The 19,410-nt window shown below is 38.7% G+C and carries 20 protein-coding genes; 18 read left to right on the top strand and 2 right to left on the bottom strand.

Annotated features, from left to right (window positions below; translation table 11 throughout):
* Positions 1–29: 29 nt before the first annotated feature.
* The 9 genes from pyrC to I6F47_RS05405 all read left to right on the top strand — a co-directional run bounded on the left by pyrC (position 30) and on the right by I6F47_RS05405 (position 8,909).
* Positions 30–1,082 (top strand): dihydroorotase, encoded by a 1,053-nt coding sequence (gene pyrC, locus I6F47_RS05445; protein ID WP_197183484.1) that lies wholly within the window; start codon positions 30–32, stop codon positions 1,080–1,082.
* 440 nt (positions 1,083–1,522) lie between these two features.
* A complete protein-coding gene (locus tag I6F47_RS05440; protein ID WP_002961702.1) occupies positions 1,523–1,726 on the top strand; it encodes a cold-shock protein in 204 nt (67 codons plus the stop codon).
* 1,105 nt (positions 1,727–2,831) lie between these two features.
* Positions 2,832–3,602, top strand: a complete 771-nt coding sequence (locus tag I6F47_RS05435) for a DUF3450 domain-containing protein (protein ID WP_010553386.1) — start codon at positions 2,832–2,834, stop codon at positions 3,600–3,602.
* 6 nt (positions 3,603–3,608) lie between these two features.
* A complete protein-coding gene (locus I6F47_RS05430) occupies positions 3,609–4,973 on the top strand; it encodes a MotA/TolQ/ExbB proton channel family protein (protein WP_007583865.1) in 1,365 nt (454 codons plus the stop codon).
* Positions 4,973–5,497 (top strand): MotA/TolQ/ExbB proton channel family protein, encoded by a 525-nt coding sequence (locus I6F47_RS05425; protein ID WP_002961709.1) that lies wholly within the window; start codon positions 4,973–4,975, stop codon positions 5,495–5,497. The genes I6F47_RS05430 and I6F47_RS05425 overlap by 1 nt, the downstream gene beginning before the upstream one ends.
* 14 nt (positions 5,498–5,511) lie before the next feature.
* Positions 5,512–5,916 (top strand): ExbD/TolR family protein, encoded by a 405-nt coding sequence (locus I6F47_RS05420; RefSeq protein ID WP_007583867.1) that lies wholly within the window; start codon positions 5,512–5,514, stop codon positions 5,914–5,916.
* Positions 5,916–6,533 (top strand): energy transducer TonB, encoded by a 618-nt coding sequence (locus tag I6F47_RS05415; RefSeq protein ID WP_197111512.1) that lies wholly within the window; start codon positions 5,916–5,918, stop codon positions 6,531–6,533. The genes I6F47_RS05420 and I6F47_RS05415 overlap by 1 nt, the downstream gene beginning before the upstream one ends.
* A gap of 11 nt (positions 6,534–6,544) precedes the next feature.
* Positions 6,545–7,804 carry a tetratricopeptide repeat protein gene (locus I6F47_RS05410; RefSeq protein ID WP_165725919.1) on the top strand — a complete coding sequence of 420 codons (1,260 nt, stop codon included), beginning with the start codon at positions 6,545–6,547 and terminating at the stop codon, positions 7,802–7,804.
* A gap of 61 nt (positions 7,805–7,865) precedes the next feature.
* Complete coding sequence (locus I6F47_RS05405; RefSeq protein WP_197183483.1) at positions 7,866–8,909, top strand: hypothetical protein; 1,044 nt, start codon at positions 7,866–7,868, stop codon at positions 8,907–8,909.
* 16 nt (positions 8,910–8,925) lie between these two features.
* Here I6F47_RS05405 and I6F47_RS05400 read toward each other — a convergent pair whose 3' ends face one another.
* Both I6F47_RS05400 and I6F47_RS05395 read right to left on the bottom strand, forming a co-directional pair.
* Positions 8,926–9,252, bottom strand: a complete 327-nt coding sequence (locus I6F47_RS05400; protein WP_024590816.1) for a TraR/DksA C4-type zinc finger protein — start codon at positions 9,250–9,252, stop codon at positions 8,926–8,928.
* Between the two features lie 61 nt (positions 9,253–9,313).
* Positions 9,314–10,294: a tRNA-dihydrouridine synthase gene (locus I6F47_RS05395; RefSeq protein WP_007583877.1), complete on the bottom strand. Its 981-nt coding sequence runs from the start codon at positions 10,292–10,294 to the stop codon at positions 9,314–9,316.
* Between the two features lie 225 nt (positions 10,295–10,519).
* On the opposite strand from I6F47_RS05395, the gene I6F47_RS05390 reads away from it, so the two are divergent.
* The 9 genes from I6F47_RS05390 to I6F47_RS05355 all read left to right on the top strand — a co-directional run bounded on the left by I6F47_RS05390 (position 10,520) and on the right by I6F47_RS05355 (position 19,408).
* On the top strand, positions 10,520–11,053 hold the full coding sequence (locus tag I6F47_RS05390; RefSeq protein WP_197183482.1) for an HvfA family oxazolone/thioamide-modified RiPP metallophore: 534 nt from the start codon (positions 10,520–10,522) through the stop codon (positions 11,051–11,053).
* Between the two features lie 67 nt (positions 11,054–11,120).
* On the top strand, positions 11,121–11,978 hold the full coding sequence (locus tag I6F47_RS05385; RefSeq protein WP_197183481.1) for an HvfB family MNIO-type RiPP peptide maturase: 858 nt from the start codon (positions 11,121–11,123) through the stop codon (positions 11,976–11,978).
* 36 nt (positions 11,979–12,014) lie between these two features.
* The gene (locus I6F47_RS05380) at positions 12,015–12,767 is read left to right on the top strand and encodes an HvfC family RiPP maturation protein (RefSeq protein ID WP_197183480.1); all 753 of its coding nucleotides are present in this window, start codon (positions 12,015–12,017) and stop codon (positions 12,765–12,767) included.
* 72 nt (positions 12,768–12,839) lie between these two features.
* Complete coding sequence (locus tag I6F47_RS20665) at positions 12,840–12,962, top strand: hypothetical protein (RefSeq protein ID WP_002962301.1); 123 nt, start codon at positions 12,840–12,842, stop codon at positions 12,960–12,962.
* A gap of 170 nt (positions 12,963–13,132) precedes the next feature.
* Positions 13,133–13,678 (top strand): adenine phosphoribosyltransferase, encoded by a 546-nt coding sequence (gene apt, locus I6F47_RS05375; RefSeq protein WP_007584093.1) that lies wholly within the window; start codon positions 13,133–13,135, stop codon positions 13,676–13,678.
* Positions 13,679–13,681: 3 nt separating this feature from the next.
* Entirely contained in the window at positions 13,682–16,207 is a 2,526-nt protein-coding gene (gene dnaX, locus I6F47_RS05370; protein WP_197183479.1) for a DNA polymerase III subunit gamma/tau, read from the top strand.
* Between the two features lie 60 nt (positions 16,208–16,267).
* Positions 16,268–16,594, top strand: coding sequence for a YbaB/EbfC family nucleoid-associated protein (locus I6F47_RS05365; protein WP_002962306.1), 327 nt, complete (start codon positions 16,268–16,270; stop codon positions 16,592–16,594).
* 7 nt (positions 16,595–16,601) lie between these two features.
* Positions 16,602–17,210, top strand: a complete 609-nt coding sequence (recR, locus tag I6F47_RS05360) for a recombination mediator RecR (protein WP_008165968.1) — start codon at positions 16,602–16,604, stop codon at positions 17,208–17,210.
* A 296-nt stretch (positions 17,211–17,506) separates the two neighbouring features.
* Positions 17,507–19,408, top strand: coding sequence for an MFS transporter (locus tag I6F47_RS05355; RefSeq protein WP_197183478.1), 1,902 nt, complete (start codon positions 17,507–17,509; stop codon positions 19,406–19,408).
* Positions 19,409–19,410 lie beyond the last annotated feature (2 nt).

The raw sequence follows: 19,410 nt of genomic DNA, 5'->3' as shown, positions 1-19,410 counted from the left end.
TCGGATAAATTCAGCCTTGGAACAAAGTAATGACAAGCAATAATACAAACTCTGTAACAACCCTTACTATCACTCGCCCAGATGACTGGCATGTACATTTACGTGATGGCGACCAGCTAAAGGATACTGTACGAGACATTAGCAGATACATGGGTCGCGCTATTATTATGCCAAACCTTGTTCCGCCGGCAACATGTACTGATACCGCTCTCTCTTATCGAGAACGTATTATGGCAGCAGGCCCACAAGGTGCCTTTGAGCCTTTAATGGTACTTTACCTTACTGATAAAACGACACCAGATGAAATAAAGAAAGCAAAAGCAACGGGTAAAATAGTAGCTGCAAAGCTGTATCCTGCTGGCGCTACAACCAATTCTGATTCGGGTGTTACATCAGTCAAAAATATTTACCCGGTTTTAAAAGCAATGCAAGAAGTAGATATGTTGCTGTTAGTACACGGAGAAGTTACTGATTCATCAATTGATATTTTTGACCGTGAAAAAGTATTTTTAGATACGATTTTAGGGAATGTGGTAAGTGACTTTCCTGAACTTAAAATTGTACTAGAGCATATTACAACTAAAGATGCAGTAGAGTTTGTAGTTAATGCACCTAGCAATGTAGCAGCAACAATTACAGCTCATCATTTACTTTATAATCGTAATCATATGTTAGCGGGTGGAATTCGCCCACATTATTACTGTTTGCCAATCCTCAAACGTAACATTCACCAGCAAGCATTAATGGCCGCAGCTATAAGTGGAAATAAAAAGTTTTTCTTAGGAACTGATTCTGCACCACATTATAAAGATAAAAAAGAAGCTGCTTGTGGTTGTGCTGGTGCATATACGGCTCATGCCGCTATTGAGTTATACGCTGAAGCATTCGAAGATGCAGGAGCTTTGGACATGCTTGAAGGATTTGCAAGCCACTTTGGTCCTGACTTTTATGAGTTACCGCGTAATGCCGATACAATAACATTACAAAGAAAACCATGGGACGTACCTGCAAGTTATACCCTAGGCGACTCTGAAGTTGTGCCTATAAAAGCAGAAGATACTATTGATTGGTCTGTTAAATAGTTAATACTCTATATTTAAACCAAAAGCCGCTTCATTTTTAAAGCGGCTTTTTTGTTTGTATTTTTGATGTTATTGAAGCGTTGTTTGACAGTATTGCTGTTGTAGAGGGCTTTTATACGCGTTTATAGCAATATATATTACAATAATACTTTATAGTTTTTGCTTGGAAATTAGTCAGTTAAAGGCGATTTGAAACAAATTTATATTTTTAATAAATAATTCCCAATTAATAGAGCGAAAAAAAATATAATGTGTTAATCTTACCTTGCTTTGAGTTTTTATGTATTGAATTTACGGATATTGTGCTGCGTTTAAGGTTACCGGTTAGGTTATTACTTGTTCCTGTACTGTACCTCCATATTTTTGAGCATTGACTCAGGGAGGATATTGCCATAATAATATGGCTGAATTTTAATTATTGACTTACAGGAAAATTTAGTATGTCGGTTACTGGTAAAGTAAAGTTTTTCAACGAAGCTAAAGGCTTTGGTTTCATTGAACAAGAAAATGGTCCTGACGTGTTTGTACATTTCAGCGCAATCACTGGTTCTGGTTTTCGCACTCTTAGCGAAGGTCAAGCAGTGACATTCAGCATCAAACAAGGTCAAAAAGGCCCTGAAGCTGAGAACGTAGAAGCAGCATAATTTATTATGTGAACTCTAGTTCATCTTGGTGAAGCAGGTCTCTGTTTCACCATAATTCCTCTCTATGTACATAATTAATAAAATCCTTCTTTTTAAATCCTTGAACACAAATTTCATATATTCATATATTTTTAAATCTTCTATTTTAATACACACCCAAAATTCAATTATCTGAATAACTTATACAATCGAACCACTTTCTATCGCATTTAAAACATCCCTTACAATTTATCCAACTGATCTGATACTTATATACATAAAAATGATGCCAAATAACAATCTTTGTAAATTTTAGTGTAAGTCTTGCTAGTGCAATCAGGTTGAAGTTTTGTACTTTAACTATAAATGGGCAAGGGAACCTCTATAGGCCTCTGATAGCTTATTATGGAAGCGTTAGGCATCATTTATAGTCCATTATTATTAAAGTTGAGCAACTTTTTGTGATTAACTTTGTTACTAAATAAATTTAACTGTTAAATAGTATTAATGAGCACTCTAAAGCGGTAAATGTAACTCGTCTAATTATCGAAAGCTATTTGGCTATTTCAGGCCTTGCTAAAAGAAACTTATTATTACTATTTATGGGAAACACGTTTTATAAATGGCTTTAGGTATTGCGTGCATAAAGCAAGGTGAGCGGTATTAGAGATTATCCAGTGTTGTTTTTTTGTGCGACAAATGGTTTGTTTTTTCAGATGAAGTGTTATTGGGGAGATAAAATGTGCTGAAATCGTTTAAAAAATAACTTTTGTTATATCTATCTATATTTTTTTTTGTTTTTTTTCAGTGCGAATTCAGCTTTGGCTAAATGTTGCAATAATGTTGTTTTATGTCAGTACAATGCGAATAAATACACCCCTCAAAAGGCTTTAATCGAAATATTAAGCAAAAGCTTAGTTGCAATAATGTTAACAGTTGTGTGCTAGTACTTTTGTTTAAGCATTAACTTAGCTATTTATTTGCAGAGATTAGTAAACATCAAGTTGACAGCGCTAATTGCATTTAGCATTATTGGAAGGTTGATATCTATTAAAAGATATCAGGGTTGTTCTCTTCGGAGGATAATTAAATTATAAAAGTAACATTACTTAATTGGTTGGGAACTATGTCTGTTAAAATCAGAAAGAGTCTTGTAGCAACTGCGTTGGTTGGCGCATTTGCATTTGCAAGCAGCAATGTGATTGCAGATCCTTTGAATGACGTGCAAAAAGCAGGTCAACAAATTCAAAAGGCTGCGGTTAAGTCTCAAACTAAAATTGACAATGTATATGGTCAAACTCAGGAGCTAATCGCTGAGTACCGTAGCGTTGTTGATGAGACTGAACTTATGAAAGTGTATAACGATCACGTGTCGCGCTTGGTTGATAGCCAAAACGCGTCTATTGAATCGTTTGATCGTCAAATCGCTACGATTGATAACACGAAACAAAACGTTGTGCCTTTGATGTATCGCATGATCGATACGCTTGAGCAATTCATCAAAGCGGACGTTCCATTTAATCTAGAGACGCGTTTAGGACGTGTTGAAAGACTACGTGAAATCATGGTTTCTGCGTCTGTAACGACGTCTGAAAAATTCCGTCAAGTACTTGAAGCTTACACTATTGAAACAGCATACAGCTCACTTGTATCTGCTTCACAAGGTACACTAGAAGTTGATGGCAAAAGTATTAACGTTGATATCGGTCAGTTAGGTCGTATTACTTACGTTGCTCAGTCTTTTGACTTGAAACATGCTTGGGTGTGGGATAACAACACTAAACAGTGGAAAAAATTAGGTGAAGAATACCTAAAACCTGTTAAAGAAGTTATTCGTATGGCGCGTAAGCAAGCGACATTAGAACTTGTTAAACTACCTATCTTTGGCGCGGAGTAATCAATAATGAAGAAACTATTTAAAGGTTTTGCTGTTGCCGCAGTACTAACTGTTTCTGCAGGTACCGCGTTAAATGCACATGCAAATACTGGAGCTCTAGATAAAATACTTGAGCAAGTAAAGCAAGAGCGTATCTCTGAAGGTAAAATCGATAAGAAACGTGAACAAGAGTTCTTATCAGATCGTGCTGACAAGCAATCTTTACTTAATAAAGCTAAAAGCCAACTTGCTTCTGAGAAGTCTCGTGGTGAAAGCTTAACTAAGCAATATGCACAAAATGAAAACACGTTAGCTGAAAAAGAAGCAGCTCTTCAAAGTGCTCAAGGTACTTTGGGTGAGATGTTTGGTGTTGTACGTCGTGCAGCTCAAGACGCTATCGGTTCTATCGAAGCATCACTAGTTAGTGCTGAGAAACCTGGCCGTGCAGAAATCTTACGTTCATTAGCTGCTGCTAAAGAACTTCCTACAGTTCGCGAACTTGAAGAACTTTGGATTTCACTTCAAACAGAAATGACTGAATCAGCTAAAGTTTCAACTTTTGAAACTGAAGTTGCTGGTCTTGACGGTAACCCGTCAATGAAGAAAGTAACGCGTATCGGTAACTTTAACTTAGTTACAGACGATGGTTACTTAATTTATTCACCAGAAACTAAGTCTATTCAGCCTCTAGGTAAACAGCCTGATAGCTATATTTTAGACGGTATCACTGATCTTGAAAATACATCACCAGATAACTACGCTGGTGTTTATATCGATCCGACTCGTGGTGCTATCTTACGTATCAACACTCAAAAAGCGACACTTATGGAATACTTCCATCAAGGTGGCGTAGTTGGTTATATCATTACAGCTTTACTAGCTTTAGGTATGCTAATTACTCTAATTCGCTTTGTTGACCTTACACTTACTACTAGTAAGATTAAGAGCCAGCTTAAAAATGTTGCTACACCGAATACAAATAACCCACTGGGTCGTATTCTTAAAGTGTACCATGACAACAAGAATCAAGATGTTGAAAACCTTGAGCTTAAACTTGATGAAGCGATTCTACGTGAAACGCCACGCATCGAAGCTGGTATCAACATAATTAAGATTCTTGCTGCAATCGCACCGTTACTAGGTCTACTAGGTACAGTAATCGGTATGATCTTAACGTTCCAAACAATCACATTGTTCGGTACGGGTGATCCGAAGATCATGGCAGGTAACATCTCTCTAGCACTTGTAACTACAGCGCTAGGTCTAATTGCTGCATTACCACTAATTCTACTTCATGCTCTTGTAGCTGGTCGTAGTAAGTCGGTATTACACATCCTTGATGAGCAAAGCGCGGGTATCGTTGCTACTCACGCGGAGAAGGAGAAAGCCTAATGCTAGTCCTGATGGAGATATGGGAATCTATCAGGGATTTTGTTGGCACAGGCGGCCAGGTTTTATACGTGGTCGCGATAGCACTCTTTCTGATGTGGGTTTTAATGATTGAGCGCTATTGGTTTCTACTTGCAGAGTTTCCTCGCACAGCGAAAGAAATTGTAGCAAAGTGGGATGCCCGCCAAGACACTACGTCTTGGTACGCACACAGAATCCGTGAAGCATGGATTTCTGAAGCGTCTGAAAAATTAGATCAGCGTATGTTGTTGATTAAGACATTAGTAGCTGTTTGTCCTTTAATAGGCTTACTTGGTACTGTTACTGGTATGATCTCGGTTTTTGAAACCATGGCCAACCAGGGTACGGGTAATGCACGCTTAATGGCATCAGGTATTTCAATGGCAACAATCCCAACAATGGCTGGAATGGTTGCGGCACTATCTGGAGTATTTTTTAGCTCACGTCTTGAGACAAAAGCTAAAATGGTGAAAGCCAAACTTATTGATAGTATGCCTCATCACTAGAGAGAGAATTAAATATGGCACGTAAACAACGTTTTCGTGAAGAAGAAGAAGCAGCGGTTGATATGACGCCAATGCTTGACATCGTATTTATCATGCTTATTTTCTTTATCGTAACTACATCGTTCGTTAAAGAGGCTGGTATCGAGGTCAATAAACCAAAAGCTGCCCAAGCTACTAAGCAAAAAAATGCTAACATTTTTATTGCTATTCGTAGTAACGGCGAAATCTGGGTTGATAAACAACAAATTGATGTTGAACGTATTTCAGCAAAAATCGAAAGTTTATTAGCAGAACAACCTACTGAAGTTGTGATTATACAAGCTGATAAAGAAGCTAAACACGGCACAGTGGTTAAAGTTATGGACCAGATTAAAGCGACGGGTGACAACCTTAGAATTTCAATAGCTGGAGATCAGTAATGATTCGTTTTCTGTTTTCACTGATTGCAGGTGGGGCAGTTACTTTCGGCTTGTTCTACTTCATGGCCTTCCTCATCTCTGGTGGGGCTGACCGTAATACGGAACAAAAAGAGCAGATCATAGTCGAAATAATGACGAATCCGCCTGAATCTAAGGTGCAGGAGAGGAAGCGTGTACCGCCTCCTCCTCCACCACCGCCAAAGCAGCCGCCTAAACCGCAGCCGCCACAGCCGGAAAATAATAACCCTAATCCTGGTGCTATGTCATTTAATATGGGTAGTATCGATATAGGTAGTTCAGCTGGTGGATTAAGTGGTCCTGGTGCATTTGGACGAGATGGTGATGCGACACCTATCGTTCGTATAGAACCAAAATATCCAACGCAAGCAGCACGTGATGGCAAAGAAGGTTGGGTACAACTTTCATTCACAATTGATGAGTTAGGTGGAGTGATTGACGTTGAAGTAATTGACGCAGATCCGAAACGTATCTTTGACCGTGAAGCTAAACGCGCATTGCGTAAATGGAAGTACCGTCCTAAGATCATTGACGGAAAACCACAGAAACAACCAGGTTTACAAGTTCAATTAGACTTTAAACTTAACCAAGGCAACTAAGGAGGCGAGTAATGAGAAATTTTTCTAAAGTAACTGCTCTTGCGATTCTTATGTCTGTGACTGGTGCTACTTTAAGTGCATCTGTTTTAGCAGCGCCAGATTACGCAAAAATTGAAGAGCGTAAAAAAGCAAAAACTAAAATCATGGGCGAGCGTACTGGTAAAAAGGTAATTAAAGCATTTGACTTGTACAATGAAGAAAAAGTTGATGAAGCAATTGTGTTGCTTAGAGAGATTGATGCTTCGAATGACTTTGATAAAGCGACTGTAAATCGTTACTTAGGTAGCATGTACGCGCAAAAAGAAAAGTATGACGAAGCAATTAAATATTCTAAACAAGCAGTTGCCCCTGATGTTTTAAACTTTGCTGATCAAGAACAAACTCTAAAACTGTTAGGCGATTTATACGCCGGTACTGAAAAGTATCAAGAAGCCAAAAAAGCTTATGTAGCTTGGATGGACTTCACTGGCCAAGAAGACCCTACGGTTTACACACGTATTGCCCAAGCTAATTTCCAGTTAGAGCAGTTTCGTGATGTTTTTGAACCAGCAGATAAGGCAATTAAACTTCAAAAAGAGCCAAATAAAGGCCCTTTCCAACTAAAACTAGCTGCATACTTTGAACTTAAAGATTATGCAAGTATGGTTAAAGTTGGCGAAGAGATTGTTCGTGTATGGCCTGATGATAAAAAAGCTTGGATTGGTTTAGGTAAATATTACCTACAAACTGAGGATTATTCTAAAGGTTTAGCAACGATGGAAGTTGCTTACAAGAACGGTTACTTTGAAAATGAAGTTGATTATAAAGTCTTATCTAACTTTTACTCTCTAAACGAGATCCCTTTTAGAGCAGCTGTAACGCTAGAAAAGGCCATTAAGAGTGAAAAAGTAAAACGTACAAAGCAGAATATTAACGCGATTGCTAGTAATTATCATCGCTCTAAAGATCTAGAAAAAGCTGCTAAGTACTACGAAGAAGCTGCTAAATTTGATGACGACGCTGAACTTTATCGTAAAGCTGGTTCATTACTTTTACAATCTGAAAAATTCAGTGCTGCTGTTGTTCGTTTGAACAAAGCATTAGAGCTTGGCTCTGACAAAAAAGGTACTATTTATTCAGATTTAGCTGAAGCGTATTATTATCAAGGTAAGTATAAGCAAGCATATGCTGCAATTACTAAAGCTATGGATGACCCTCGCACACGTAAGTTTGCAAAAGGTTGGTCTACATATATTAAAGATAAAGCCGCTCGCAACGGTGTTAAAATTTAATTTTAATTAGCTAAAGCAACTTATAAAAAGCCCCTCTGGGGCTTTTTTTATTGGAACTACTATGTATAAAAAGCTCTCTTTTTCATTACTACTGTGCTTATTTTTAGCTGCATGTTCAAAGCAGCCTCAACCTTATGAGTCATTTGAAGACGCACAAGTTGCTTTAAAAACTTTAAACATGGCACTTGTACAACCAGACGCTAAAAAAATCGATAGGATTACTAAAGAGCAATTGGTATTTTCTGATGCGTATTTAGTTAAACGTCATACTATTTATCAGAACCTAATGGGTATGGAGCTTAATCTCAATCAAATTGCACAAGTAAACTACTTGGTTATTGCAGAGCGCTTTCCTGAGCGCTATTTTAATTGGCCGGCTCAAGTAGACGTATTAAAAAACATGCTTGCTTTTGAGGGGTCAAAAAGTACGCCGGATAATATTATTACTTGGCTTAAGTTAACCCAAGATACGCTAGACAGTGCTAAACAAAGCAATTTAAAGCTGAATAAAATTGAGCTCACACTACTACAAAGCTATGTATTGAGTGCGATAGGTAGTAATGACGTTCAACCAGCGCTTAAGAGTCATATAAGAGCTTTTAGCGATTATTTAACTAGTTATAAGCCTAGAGGTAGTGTTGGTCTGAGAGGCCTGCCAAATGGGTCACAGTGGTATCAGAGCAAACTTAATTACTTCAGTGGCGAAGTACATTCACCGCTAGAGTGGGTTACTATTTTAAATGAAAATATAAAAGTATTAGATCGTGTTGCATTCGACAGTAAATTGTCTATTTCTCATAAAAAATCGTTTTTAGTGCAGTATCTATCGGATGAAAAATTAATTGAAGGGCTTGATTGGCAGGCTGATTATCAAGACTTACCTGCAATGGCGAGCAATATGAACATGTCTGATAAAGATAAAACATTGATGCTTGTAATGATGGAATCAGATATTGGCATTCATTACCATGCGTGGACTTTGCCACAGGCGAAGGTAAACCTTATGAAACGCTTAGAAATCACCCAAGAAGAGGCTCAATATTTAGTTGAAGATATCATACTCTACCCAGGGCAATCATTTAGCTTTATACAACAAATTATATAATGATTTGAAAGTGCGCTTATTGTGCGCACTTTGTACACCGTTGAGTTGCGGGGTCTAGTTCAAGTGATTTGGCTGGTATTTTTTCTTCACAGTCGCAGCAGTAGCCATATTGCCCAATTTCTATTTGGCTGACCGCCGCTTCTAATTTAGTCATGCGACTGATCAAAAACGCATACTCAGGACCTAGCTTCTCTGCTGCACAGTCTAACCATTCATTGTTTGCTGTATTATCTAAAATTTGTATTAAATGCTGATGTGTAGGGTAGGCTGATTTAGAAAGCATAGTTAATATATTTAATTTAATTTGTGCTATTTCATCGTTTAGTCTTTTTTGATGATGCATTATCAGTACAACCTTATTAAATTGGCTTCACGTTATACTGATATTATCTAGAGGCTTTAGGTTAGCCGTTATGATTTGAATCAAGTTGCGGTGCTTTGGCGTATTTATTTAATACGCTTGCCACATCTTCTTTACTTTTTAAACGCCTGATTTCATCAAATAAATCGATCGCTTGCGGGTATTGGCGTTTAAGGTAACCTAGCCATTGCTTTGTACGAGAAGCAAAATACTTCTCATCTTTTGCAGGGTCTTGATGAATAGCAGAGTGGATTAAGTGATAAATAATATGCTCCCATTGAAGGCCATCATATTGTTCATTATTTACATGAGCTTTAATTTTTTTTGCTAAATCAGGGTGCGAAAGGGCGCCACGACCAAGCATCAAATCAGTACATCCACTTCGTTTTTGGCAAAGCATTGCGTCCTCAACTTGCCAAATTTCACCATTGGCAACAACGGCAATATTTTTATCTTTTATTATTGGTGGAATTTTTTCCCAATAAGCTGGCGGGTTATAACCATCACGTTTGGTTCTGGCGTGTATAGCTACACTATTTGCGCCTGCGCTTACCACAGCATCAACAATTTCTTGGCTGTTACTGTCGTCATCAAAGCCTAAGCGAATTTTTGCACTTACTTCATGTTTATCATCTACAGCATCTCGGACTGCTTTAATAATCGTATACATGTGGTCAGGATCTTTAAGCAGTACAGCACCCCCTCGACTACGATTAACGGTTTTTGCTGGGCAACCAAAGTTAAGGTCGACCCCATGAGATCCTAAAGCAATTGCTCTTACTGCATTTTCGGCTAACGGATTTGCTTCTTGGCCGAGTAATTGAACACGCACAGGAGTACCTGCTCGCGTAAATCCATTATTATGTAGTTCAGGGCAAAATCGATGAAAAACTTTATCAGGTAAGCATGTTTCAACCACTCTTACAAACTCGGTAACGCACAAATCGAACCCACCAATGTCTGTGAGTAATTGGCGCATTTTAAAATCAACGACACCTTCCATAGGTGCTAAAACAAGTTTCATAAAGTGATTAATTTTGATAAAAAACTGGACGCATAGTTTACCTGTAAATCACACATTGATAAATCTGTAATTACCAACCATATTTAATGTAGAAACCGCAAAAGTAAATATTATGAAAATAAATGAAAGTTTTTATTCTCGTACAGGTCTACTTAAGCATACAAGCAATTTAAAATACATTTTTATTGCTGAGATTTACAATACTTGATTAAAGAGAGTCACAAAATGAATACAGTTAAAAAAAATACAATCGCGTTAACTTTAGGTGCAGTAGTTGTTGGCTCTGCAAGCTTTGTATCTGCAGATGTACAAGCCAACCCATTTGAGTTTCAACAATTAGTGACAGGTTACCAACTAGACGCTAAAGAAGGTAAGTGTGGTGAAGGTAAATGTGGCGGCGATGCTAAAGATGTAAAAGCTAAAACAGAAGGTAAGTGCGGCGAAGGTAAATGTGGCGGCGATGCAAAAGATGCAAAAGCTAAAACAGAAGGTAAGTGCGGCGAAGGTAAATGTGGCGGCGATGCTAAAGATGCAAAAGCTAAAACAGAAGGTAAGTGCGGCGAAGGTAAATGTGGCGGCGACGCAAAAGATGCAAAAGCTAAAACAGAAGGCAAGTGTGGTGAAGGTAAATGTGGCGGCGATGCAAAAGATGCAAAAGCTAAAACAGAAGGCAAATGTGGTGAAGGTAAATGCGGCGGCGATGCTAAAAAAACTAAAAAAGAAGGTAAGTGCGGCGAAGGTAAATGTGGCGGTCGTTAATATCTTATTCTAAATAAGTTATGCTAAAAGGGCCTTAAGGCCCTTTTTTGATAAGTTAGAGGTAGTTATGACACAAATCCAGAGTACAGATTTCGGGATGGTGGGCCTTGGCCTACGACGAGAAATGCTTGATGAACTGCTTGAACACGTACCTAATCAAGTAGATTTTTTGGAAGTTGCGCCAGAGAATTGGTTAAAACTAGGTGGACGCTTTAAAAAGCAATTTAGAACATTAACAGATGCAAATAATTTTGTGTGTCATGGATTATCACTGTCTATCGGTTCACCCGAACCACTGGATGTCGAATTTGTTGAGTCTTTAAAAGTTTTTTTTGAAGAGCACAATATAAAAATTTTCAGTGAGCACTTAAGTTACTGTTCCGGTACAGGCCATATGTATGACTTAATGCCTATTCCGTTTACACAAGATGCTATAGCACATGTTGTCCCTCGTATTAAACAAGTACAAGACATACTTGGGCAGCAAATTGCGATAGAAAATGTTTCTTACTATGGCGCTCCTGGACAGCAATTATCAGAGCTGGAATTTACAAATACCATTTTAGAGCAGGCAGACTGCAAGCTTTTACTGGATGTGAATAACATTTATGTGAATTCGATTAATCATGGCTATAACGCACAATCGTTTTTAACTGGGCTGCCTTCTAATCGTATTGCCTATGGGCACGTTGCAGGCCATTATAATGAGGCTGATGACTTAATAGTTGATACACATGGTGCTGATGTCATTGATCCTGTGTGGGAGCTACTGGATAAAGCATATGAAGTGCATGGCGTATTTCCAACCTTGCTTGAGCGCGATTTTAATATCCCTACCATGAATATTTTAACCAAAGAGTTAGATATAATTCATGAGCTACAAGCTAAACACATTACTTCAACGGTTTCAAAACAACGAGCTTAATATAAGCCTTTATAAATATTAAAAGAGTGCCTGGTTATGAGCTTTATTGAAATACAAAACGAATTTATGGCGCATATTCGCGAGCCTAAAAAAAATAAAAAGCCCAGCGGTATCGAAGACAGACGTATGGCCATTTATCGCGACCTATTTTTTAATAACATTGAAGGTTTTATATCATCAGGCTTTCCGGTATTAAAAACCTTATATACAGACAAGCAATGGCTGGTCCTTGTACGCAAATTTTTTAGCGAATATGATTGTTATTCGCCGTACTTTTTAGATATAGCAGGGGAGTTTATTAATTACTTATCAAGTGATTATAAAATGAAAAGATACGATCCCGTGTTTATGCTAGAACTTGCACATTATGAGTGGGTAGAGCTAGATGTATCGATTGCACACGAAGATGAGCAAGAGCAAAAATTACAAACAACAGCGCTTACTAGTTCTGCTTTGTATTTATCGAAAACGGCAAGAAATTTAAGTTATCAATTTCCGGTTCAAAATATTAGCAATCGCTTTATACCAAAAGAGCCATCACCTCAGCCTAATTATTTTGTTGTATATAGAGATGAAGATGATGACGTTCAATTTCTGGCTACGAATGCGATGACTGCTTTGTTGCTATCAATTATTGAGGCAAGTGATGGAGCGACATTTGACGACGTTTGCCAACAGGTATTCGCTCATGCACCACAGTTTAATGCAGATCAAATTGCTCAAGGCGCATTGGTTACCCTCAATGCAATGGTTGAACGCGGTGTAATTGTGACAAAAAATCAAGATTAAGGTCTTTATTGATGATTTTACATCGTCTATTATGGCAGCCTTATTTGTCGTGCTTAATAAAAGGTTGTACCAATGTCAGATGATAAAGACTTTAAAGATCCGTTCAATGCTACTTATTTTCTTGCTTTCTTAGCTGTATTTGCAGGGATTGGTTGTTTAAATGCAATATTAGGCTGGATCACTAGCTTAACTTAAAATGCATAGCGTTTATTAAGGCTGTTGCTTACTTCAGCCTTGAACCACTTTATTTTAATTACACCCCCATAGTTAATACTTCTTTTATAGTAACGCCAAACTCGCAATTAAAGGTTAGTTAAGGTTATAATCACCTGCTTTGTAATATAAACAATTGAGCAGTTAAAATTATGACTCAAGTAACACCAGCAATTATCAAAAACAGCATAACTACAATTGCTGATTATCCAAAGCCGGGCATCATGTTTCGCGATGTAACCACTTTAATGGCAAATCCAGAAGCCTTTAAAGCAACTATTGACGCGTTTATCGCAGAATATAAAGATCAGGGTTTTACTAAAATAATTGGCACAGAATCACGTGGCTTTATTTTTGGTGCGCCACTGTCTTACGCATTAGGCATTCCGTTTATTCCAGTTCGTAAACCAGGTAAGTTACCACGCGAAGTTATTCGTCAAGATTACTTACTTGAGTACGGTGAAGACACGCTAGAGCTGCATGTTGATGCAATTGTACCTGGCGATAAAGTATTATTAGTTGATGACTTATTAGCAACTGGCGGCACAATTGAAGCCACTGCTAAATTAGTTCATAAACTAGGTGGCGAAGCCACAGATGCTGCATTTGTTGTATCACTACCAGAACTTGGTGGCGAGCAGCGCATCAAAAAAATGGGTATTAAAATCCTAAAATTGGTTGAATTCGAAGGCGAGTAATCGATGAGTTATCAGGTTCTAGCGAGAAAATGGCGTCCTCAAACCTTTCATGAATTGGTTGGGCAGTCTCATGTTAAGCAAGCGCTTGTAAATGCGCTTACACAAAATAGACTGCATCACGCTTATTTATTCACTGGAACCCGCGGTGTAGGTAAAACGACTATTGCGCGTATTTTTGCTAAAAGCTTAAATTGCGATGAAGGTATATCTGCAAATCCGTGTGGCCAATGTAGCAGCTGTTTAGATATAGAAGCAGGGCGCTACATTGACTTGCTCGAAATAGATGCGGCTTCTCGAACAAAAGTAGAAGACACCCGCGAAATACTCGATAACGTTCAATATGCGCCAACACGTGGACGTTATAAAGTATACCTAATCGATGAAGTTCACATGCTTTCTAAGCACAGCTTTAATGCGCTTTTGAAAACGCTTGAAGAGCCACCAGAGCATGTGAAATTTTTATTGGCGACGACCGATCCTCAAAAACTACCAGTTACTATTTTATCTCGCTGTTTACAATTTAACTTAAATGCCTTGTCGCAAAGTGAGATTAAAACACAGCTTGAACACGTACTTACTCAAGAGCAGCTTAGCTTTGATACCGATGCACTTAGTATTATTTCAAAAGCCGCTGATGGCAGTATGCGTGATGCACTTAGCTTAACCGACCAAGCTATCGCACAAACAAATGGTGATATTAATAACCAAGCAGTACAAACTATGCTTGGTTTAATGGATACTCATTATAGCCAAAGCTTGCTTGCAGCATTACTTGCACAAGATGGCGCTGCGCTAATGGATGAGATTGCACAGGTGGCAAGTCGTAATCCTAATTATGTTGCATTGCTTGATGATTTAATTGCACTTACGCATTTGACCCAACTAACCCAGTTAGTGCCAGAAGCGGCAGGGCTAGATGAAAAAAATGTAGATTATATTGCTCATGTTGCACAACATACGAGCCCACAACAAATTCAAATTTATTATCAGTTACTGTTAAATGGTAAAAAAGATTTACAATGGGCACCAGAGCCTCGCTTAGGTTTTGAAATGATAATGCTAAGATTATTAGCATTTAAGCCTACAGACGCTCAACAAACTGTACACACAGTAAACGAAGAGCCGGCCCCAAATAAACAAGGCCGTGCAAATGCACTGCGAGATATATTAAATAAAAATAAAACATCGCAAAACACTGTAGCTAGCCAAAGTAGTGTCCCTGTAAATAATACTAAGCCAGTTAGCAATACAGAGCAGCCTAAATCCCTTGAGATAGAGCCTTTACCAAATGTTGCCGCTCAGACATCGAATAATGATGTCGTACAAAGTAATAATGAGCCTGCCCAAGTTGCAGTAGAGCAACCGGTTCAACAAAGTGAAAACGCTTTTGAACAACAGGCTTCAGCTAATGATCAACCACAAACCAATGTTGTTTCGGATGCTCAAGCCCAGCGCCAAAGTGAAGATGAAGCTTACATGCAACATAGTGATGCTGAGCAAACGTTAGCTTCGCAGTTTGATGATATAATGAGTAGCGCTGTAGATCAGGGTTTTAAACCTGCACCTACTGCAAACTCAGAGTCTTCACCAGAGCCCTTAGCAAATCACAATGCAAGTACGCCAATAGCTGAACAAGAAGCGCAGGCGCAATCTGCCATTGCTCGTATTTTACGCGACAGAAACATATCGGGTGCGGGTAGGTTATCAGGCAAGAGTACAAGTACATCTGCAAATAATGTAGCAGTCCAGCCAAGCCAAGCGCCTGCTAAAAAGCCAGAACAGCATCCAAGAATGCCTAAAGCCCAAAGTGTTCATCAAGGTAGTGCAGATACAAGTGCAAGTGAGCTTAATAGCCCTTCAGGTAATGCGTCTGGCGATATCCCTCCTTGGGCAACTGATAGCGAAGGTGAGAGTGAAAAAAAGCATGAGCTCCCAGTAACAGGGGGCCAAACTCAGGCACATAATCACTCCAACATAAAGCCAACTAGTAAGATTGATTTTAAAGCAAAGCACCAAACAATTACTGAAAATCTTGCGCCAGAATTACTTGAGCAAATAAACCCTCAAAAAGCGCCTGAAATAGTGCCAGAGGAAGTAAGTATTCCTGCCCCTGATGATTTTCAAAGCCCAATTAGTGAAATTAGATTTGCACATCAACAAGATGAATGGGCTTATTTAATTAAACGTATGGGACTGGGTGGTCGTATGCGCCAATTTGCATTGCATTCAATATTTACCAAGCAAGGCAACAGTTTACATATAGACGTTGATGAATCACAAAAGCATTTAGATACACCGATGCTTCGCCAAAGATTAGATGCCGCATTGTCGAGTATTTATGAGCATAACGTGTCGTTAAGTATTAATTTTGCTAAGGGAGTTATTGACTCTCCTTATCTTATTCAGCAAAAAATTGATGCAGGTCGTCATCAACAAGCAATCGATGTGATCACATCTGATGAAAACATAGTACAATTTCAGCAAGTATTTAGCGCCGAAATTGACGAAAACAGTATTCAGGCATTGTAATTACTTACAATCGCCCTTATGTTCATGTTAATTAATGTATTAAAAGAAAGAGAGAAAGTTATGTTTAAAGGTGGAATGGGCAACATGATGAAGCAAGCGCAGCAAATGCAAGATCGCATGCAAAAAGCCCAAGACGAAATCGCAACATTAGAAGTTGTTGGCGAAGCCGGTGCCGGTTTAGTGAAAGTAACCATGCTTGGTAACCACAATGTACGTCGTGTTCAGCTTGATGAAAGCCTTATGGAAGACGACAAAGACATGATTGAAGACTTACTTGCAGCAGCATGTAACGATGCTGTACGCCGTGTTGCTGAAGAAACACAAGAGCGCATGGGTAAAGTAACTGGCGGTATGCAATTACCACCAGGTATGAAAATGCCGTTTTAAGTAAATAATGCAACTTTCAGATAGTTTAAATCAGCTTATAGAAGCACTGCGCTGTCAACCGGGCATTGGTCCAAAGTCAGCGCAACGTATTGCTTTTCACTTGCTTGAGCGCGACCGAAAAGGAGGCACTCAGCTGGGCAATGCATTGACTAAAGCAATGACAGCCATAGGGCATTGTCAGTCTTGTCGTACTTTTTGCGAACAAGCTCAGTGCGATATTTGTTTAAGTACAAAACGCCAAGACAGCGGCATATTATGTGTTGTTGAATCGCCTACTGATGTGCTTGCCATTGAGCAAACAGGTCAGTATTTAGGGCTATACTTTGTTTTAATGGGTCATTTATCGCCAATTGACGGTATCGGCCCTAAAGAAATTGGCTTAGACGTTTTAGAGCAAAAACTTGCTCAAGGCGGTATTAATGAGGTTATTTTAGCGACTAACCCTACCGTTGAAGGCGATACTACAGCTCATTATATTGCTCAGCTTTGTCATAAATATAAAGTAGGTGCTTCGCGTATCGCTCACGGTATTCCTGTGGGGGGCGAGCTTGATTTAGTAGATGGTAGAACGCTTATGCATGCTTTTAGCGGCAGGCGTTTAGTTACACAAGACTAACTCTAAGTCACTATTTGAAAAGATATTATAAAAGCCTACATGATTAAATTATGTAGGCTTTTTTGTTTTTAAGGTAAGCTTAGAAGCAATCTAATACCAATCCGCAATAATACTTAATCATTTTGCGGGGCTAAACGTGTCGCTACCTGCGTTAAAAAATTCTCATTTAGAACAACTAAATAGCGAATTTTTTGCCTAGCTATCAACACGTTTTTTCGCCCTCAAAATAGATCATTTAATTAAACAAATTGATATAATATATTTTTGGGCTATGTCTCTAATTAGTAAGGAATACAATGAAAGATAATCACCCCTACCAAGGTACATTACTGGGTAGTAAGCGTTTTTTACCGCTTTTTATTACGCAGTTTTTCTCAGCGATAAACGATAACGTGTATAAGCAATCAGTGCTTATTTTATTGATATTCCAGGCTGCAACGCTTGCTGATGGCGCACTTTATTCAAATATTGCTGCTGGGTTATTTATCCTACCTTTCTTTTTATTTTCAGGGATAGCGGGGCAGTTAGCTGAAAAAACAGAAAAATCCAAACTAATCAGAATCGTAAAGCTATGTGAAATCCCTATTATGGTTGTAGGGGCAGTCTCGATTTTAACGCAATACGTTTGGCTGATGTTAGCCACCGTGTTTTTAATGGGCGTACAAAGTACATTTTTTGGTCCATTAAAATACTCTATTTTACCGCAGCACGTAGCCCCTAACGAATTAACAAAAGCGAATGGCTTGGTTGAATCAGGCACGTTTGTAGCGATACTAATGGGTACAATTTTTGGCACCTATTATATTACTCAATCAGTAGGGCCTACGCTTATAAGTATTGCCGTATTAGTACTGGCTGTTATGGGTTATGTGAGCAGTCGCTTTATACCCATTAGTGAGGCAAACGAGCCTAACTTAAAATTTACCTATAATATATTTTCATCCACGAAAAATGTATTTTCAGCACTTAATTCGCAAACAGAATCGGTTGGTAAATCAGTCCTCGGGATCAGTTGGTTTTGGTTAATTGGCGCAATTATTTTAACGTCCCTACCAAATTATGTAAAACACACAATGGGCGGCGATGAACTGGTTGTAACTAGCGCGCTTGTTGTGTTTTCACTAAGTATTGCTATTGGTTCGTTATTGTGTGAAAAGCTTTCTCGCTCTCGAATAGAATTAGGAATTGTGCCTTTTGGCGCTATTTTAATTACCTTGTTTTTATACTTACTGAGCCAAGAGCCAGCCATTAGCTCTTATTTACCTCAAAACCTTGAATTATTGACGCTTGATCAGTTATTAAAAACAGGCGACATGTTGTGGCATTTTGTATGGATGGCAGGCATTGGTATTGGCTCTGGTTTTTACACTGTACCGCTGTATGCGCTTATTCAACAGCGTACTGAAGAGTCGAGTCGCTCACGAGTTATAGCGGCTAACAATGTATTAAATGCACTGTTTATGGTGGGCAGTGCTGTTTTAAGTATTGTAACGCTGTCTGTTTTTCAGTGGAGTATTTCAGAGTTGCTACTGTTACTTGCTGGGCTAAACTTACTTATATCTGTTTATATTTATACCAAAGTACCAGAGTTCTTTTTACGATTTATTATATATATTTTAGCTATTTGTATGTACAGAGTGCGTACAAAAGGTGAAAGTAATATTCCAGATGAAGGCGCTGCCGTTATAGTGTGTAATCACGTGAGCTTTGTCGATTGGATGTTTATTTTAGCAGCATCACCAAGGCCTATCCGATTTATGGTATTTGCCCCTATTTATTATTCGCCAGCCCTACATTGGTTATTTAAAATGGCCAAAGCTATTCCCATTAACAGTGAAAAAACCAATCCGGAAGCGTTTAAAAAAGCCTTTGACGAAGTGGCTGCTGCGCTTAATAAAGGCGAACTTGTTGGTATTTTCCCTGAAGGAAAACTAACCAGTGACGGCTCTATCGATATTTTTCGCCGTGGAATCGAGCGCATTATTGAGCGCTCACCTGTGCCTGTTATTCCTGTGCATTTAGGGGGCCTGTGGGGAAGTATGTTTAGCCGAAAAGCTAAGTGGCAACTACCACGATTAAAATGCTCTTTAGTGTCGGTTGCAGTAGGTACCCCGATTGCTGCTGACAAAGTAGTAGCAGACGATTTGCGTGAGCAAGTATTGGCTTTAAAAGCGCTTCATTCAAAAGATATTGATTAATT

The sequence above is a fragment of the Pseudoalteromonas sp. NZS37 genome (assembly GCF_015864265.1).
Taxonomy (GTDB): domain Bacteria; phylum Pseudomonadota; class Gammaproteobacteria; order Enterobacterales; family Alteromonadaceae; genus Pseudoalteromonas; species Pseudoalteromonas arctica.
The sequence above is the reverse complement of the archived record's forward strand: the minus strand, read 5'-3'. Positions and strand labels throughout refer to the sequence as shown.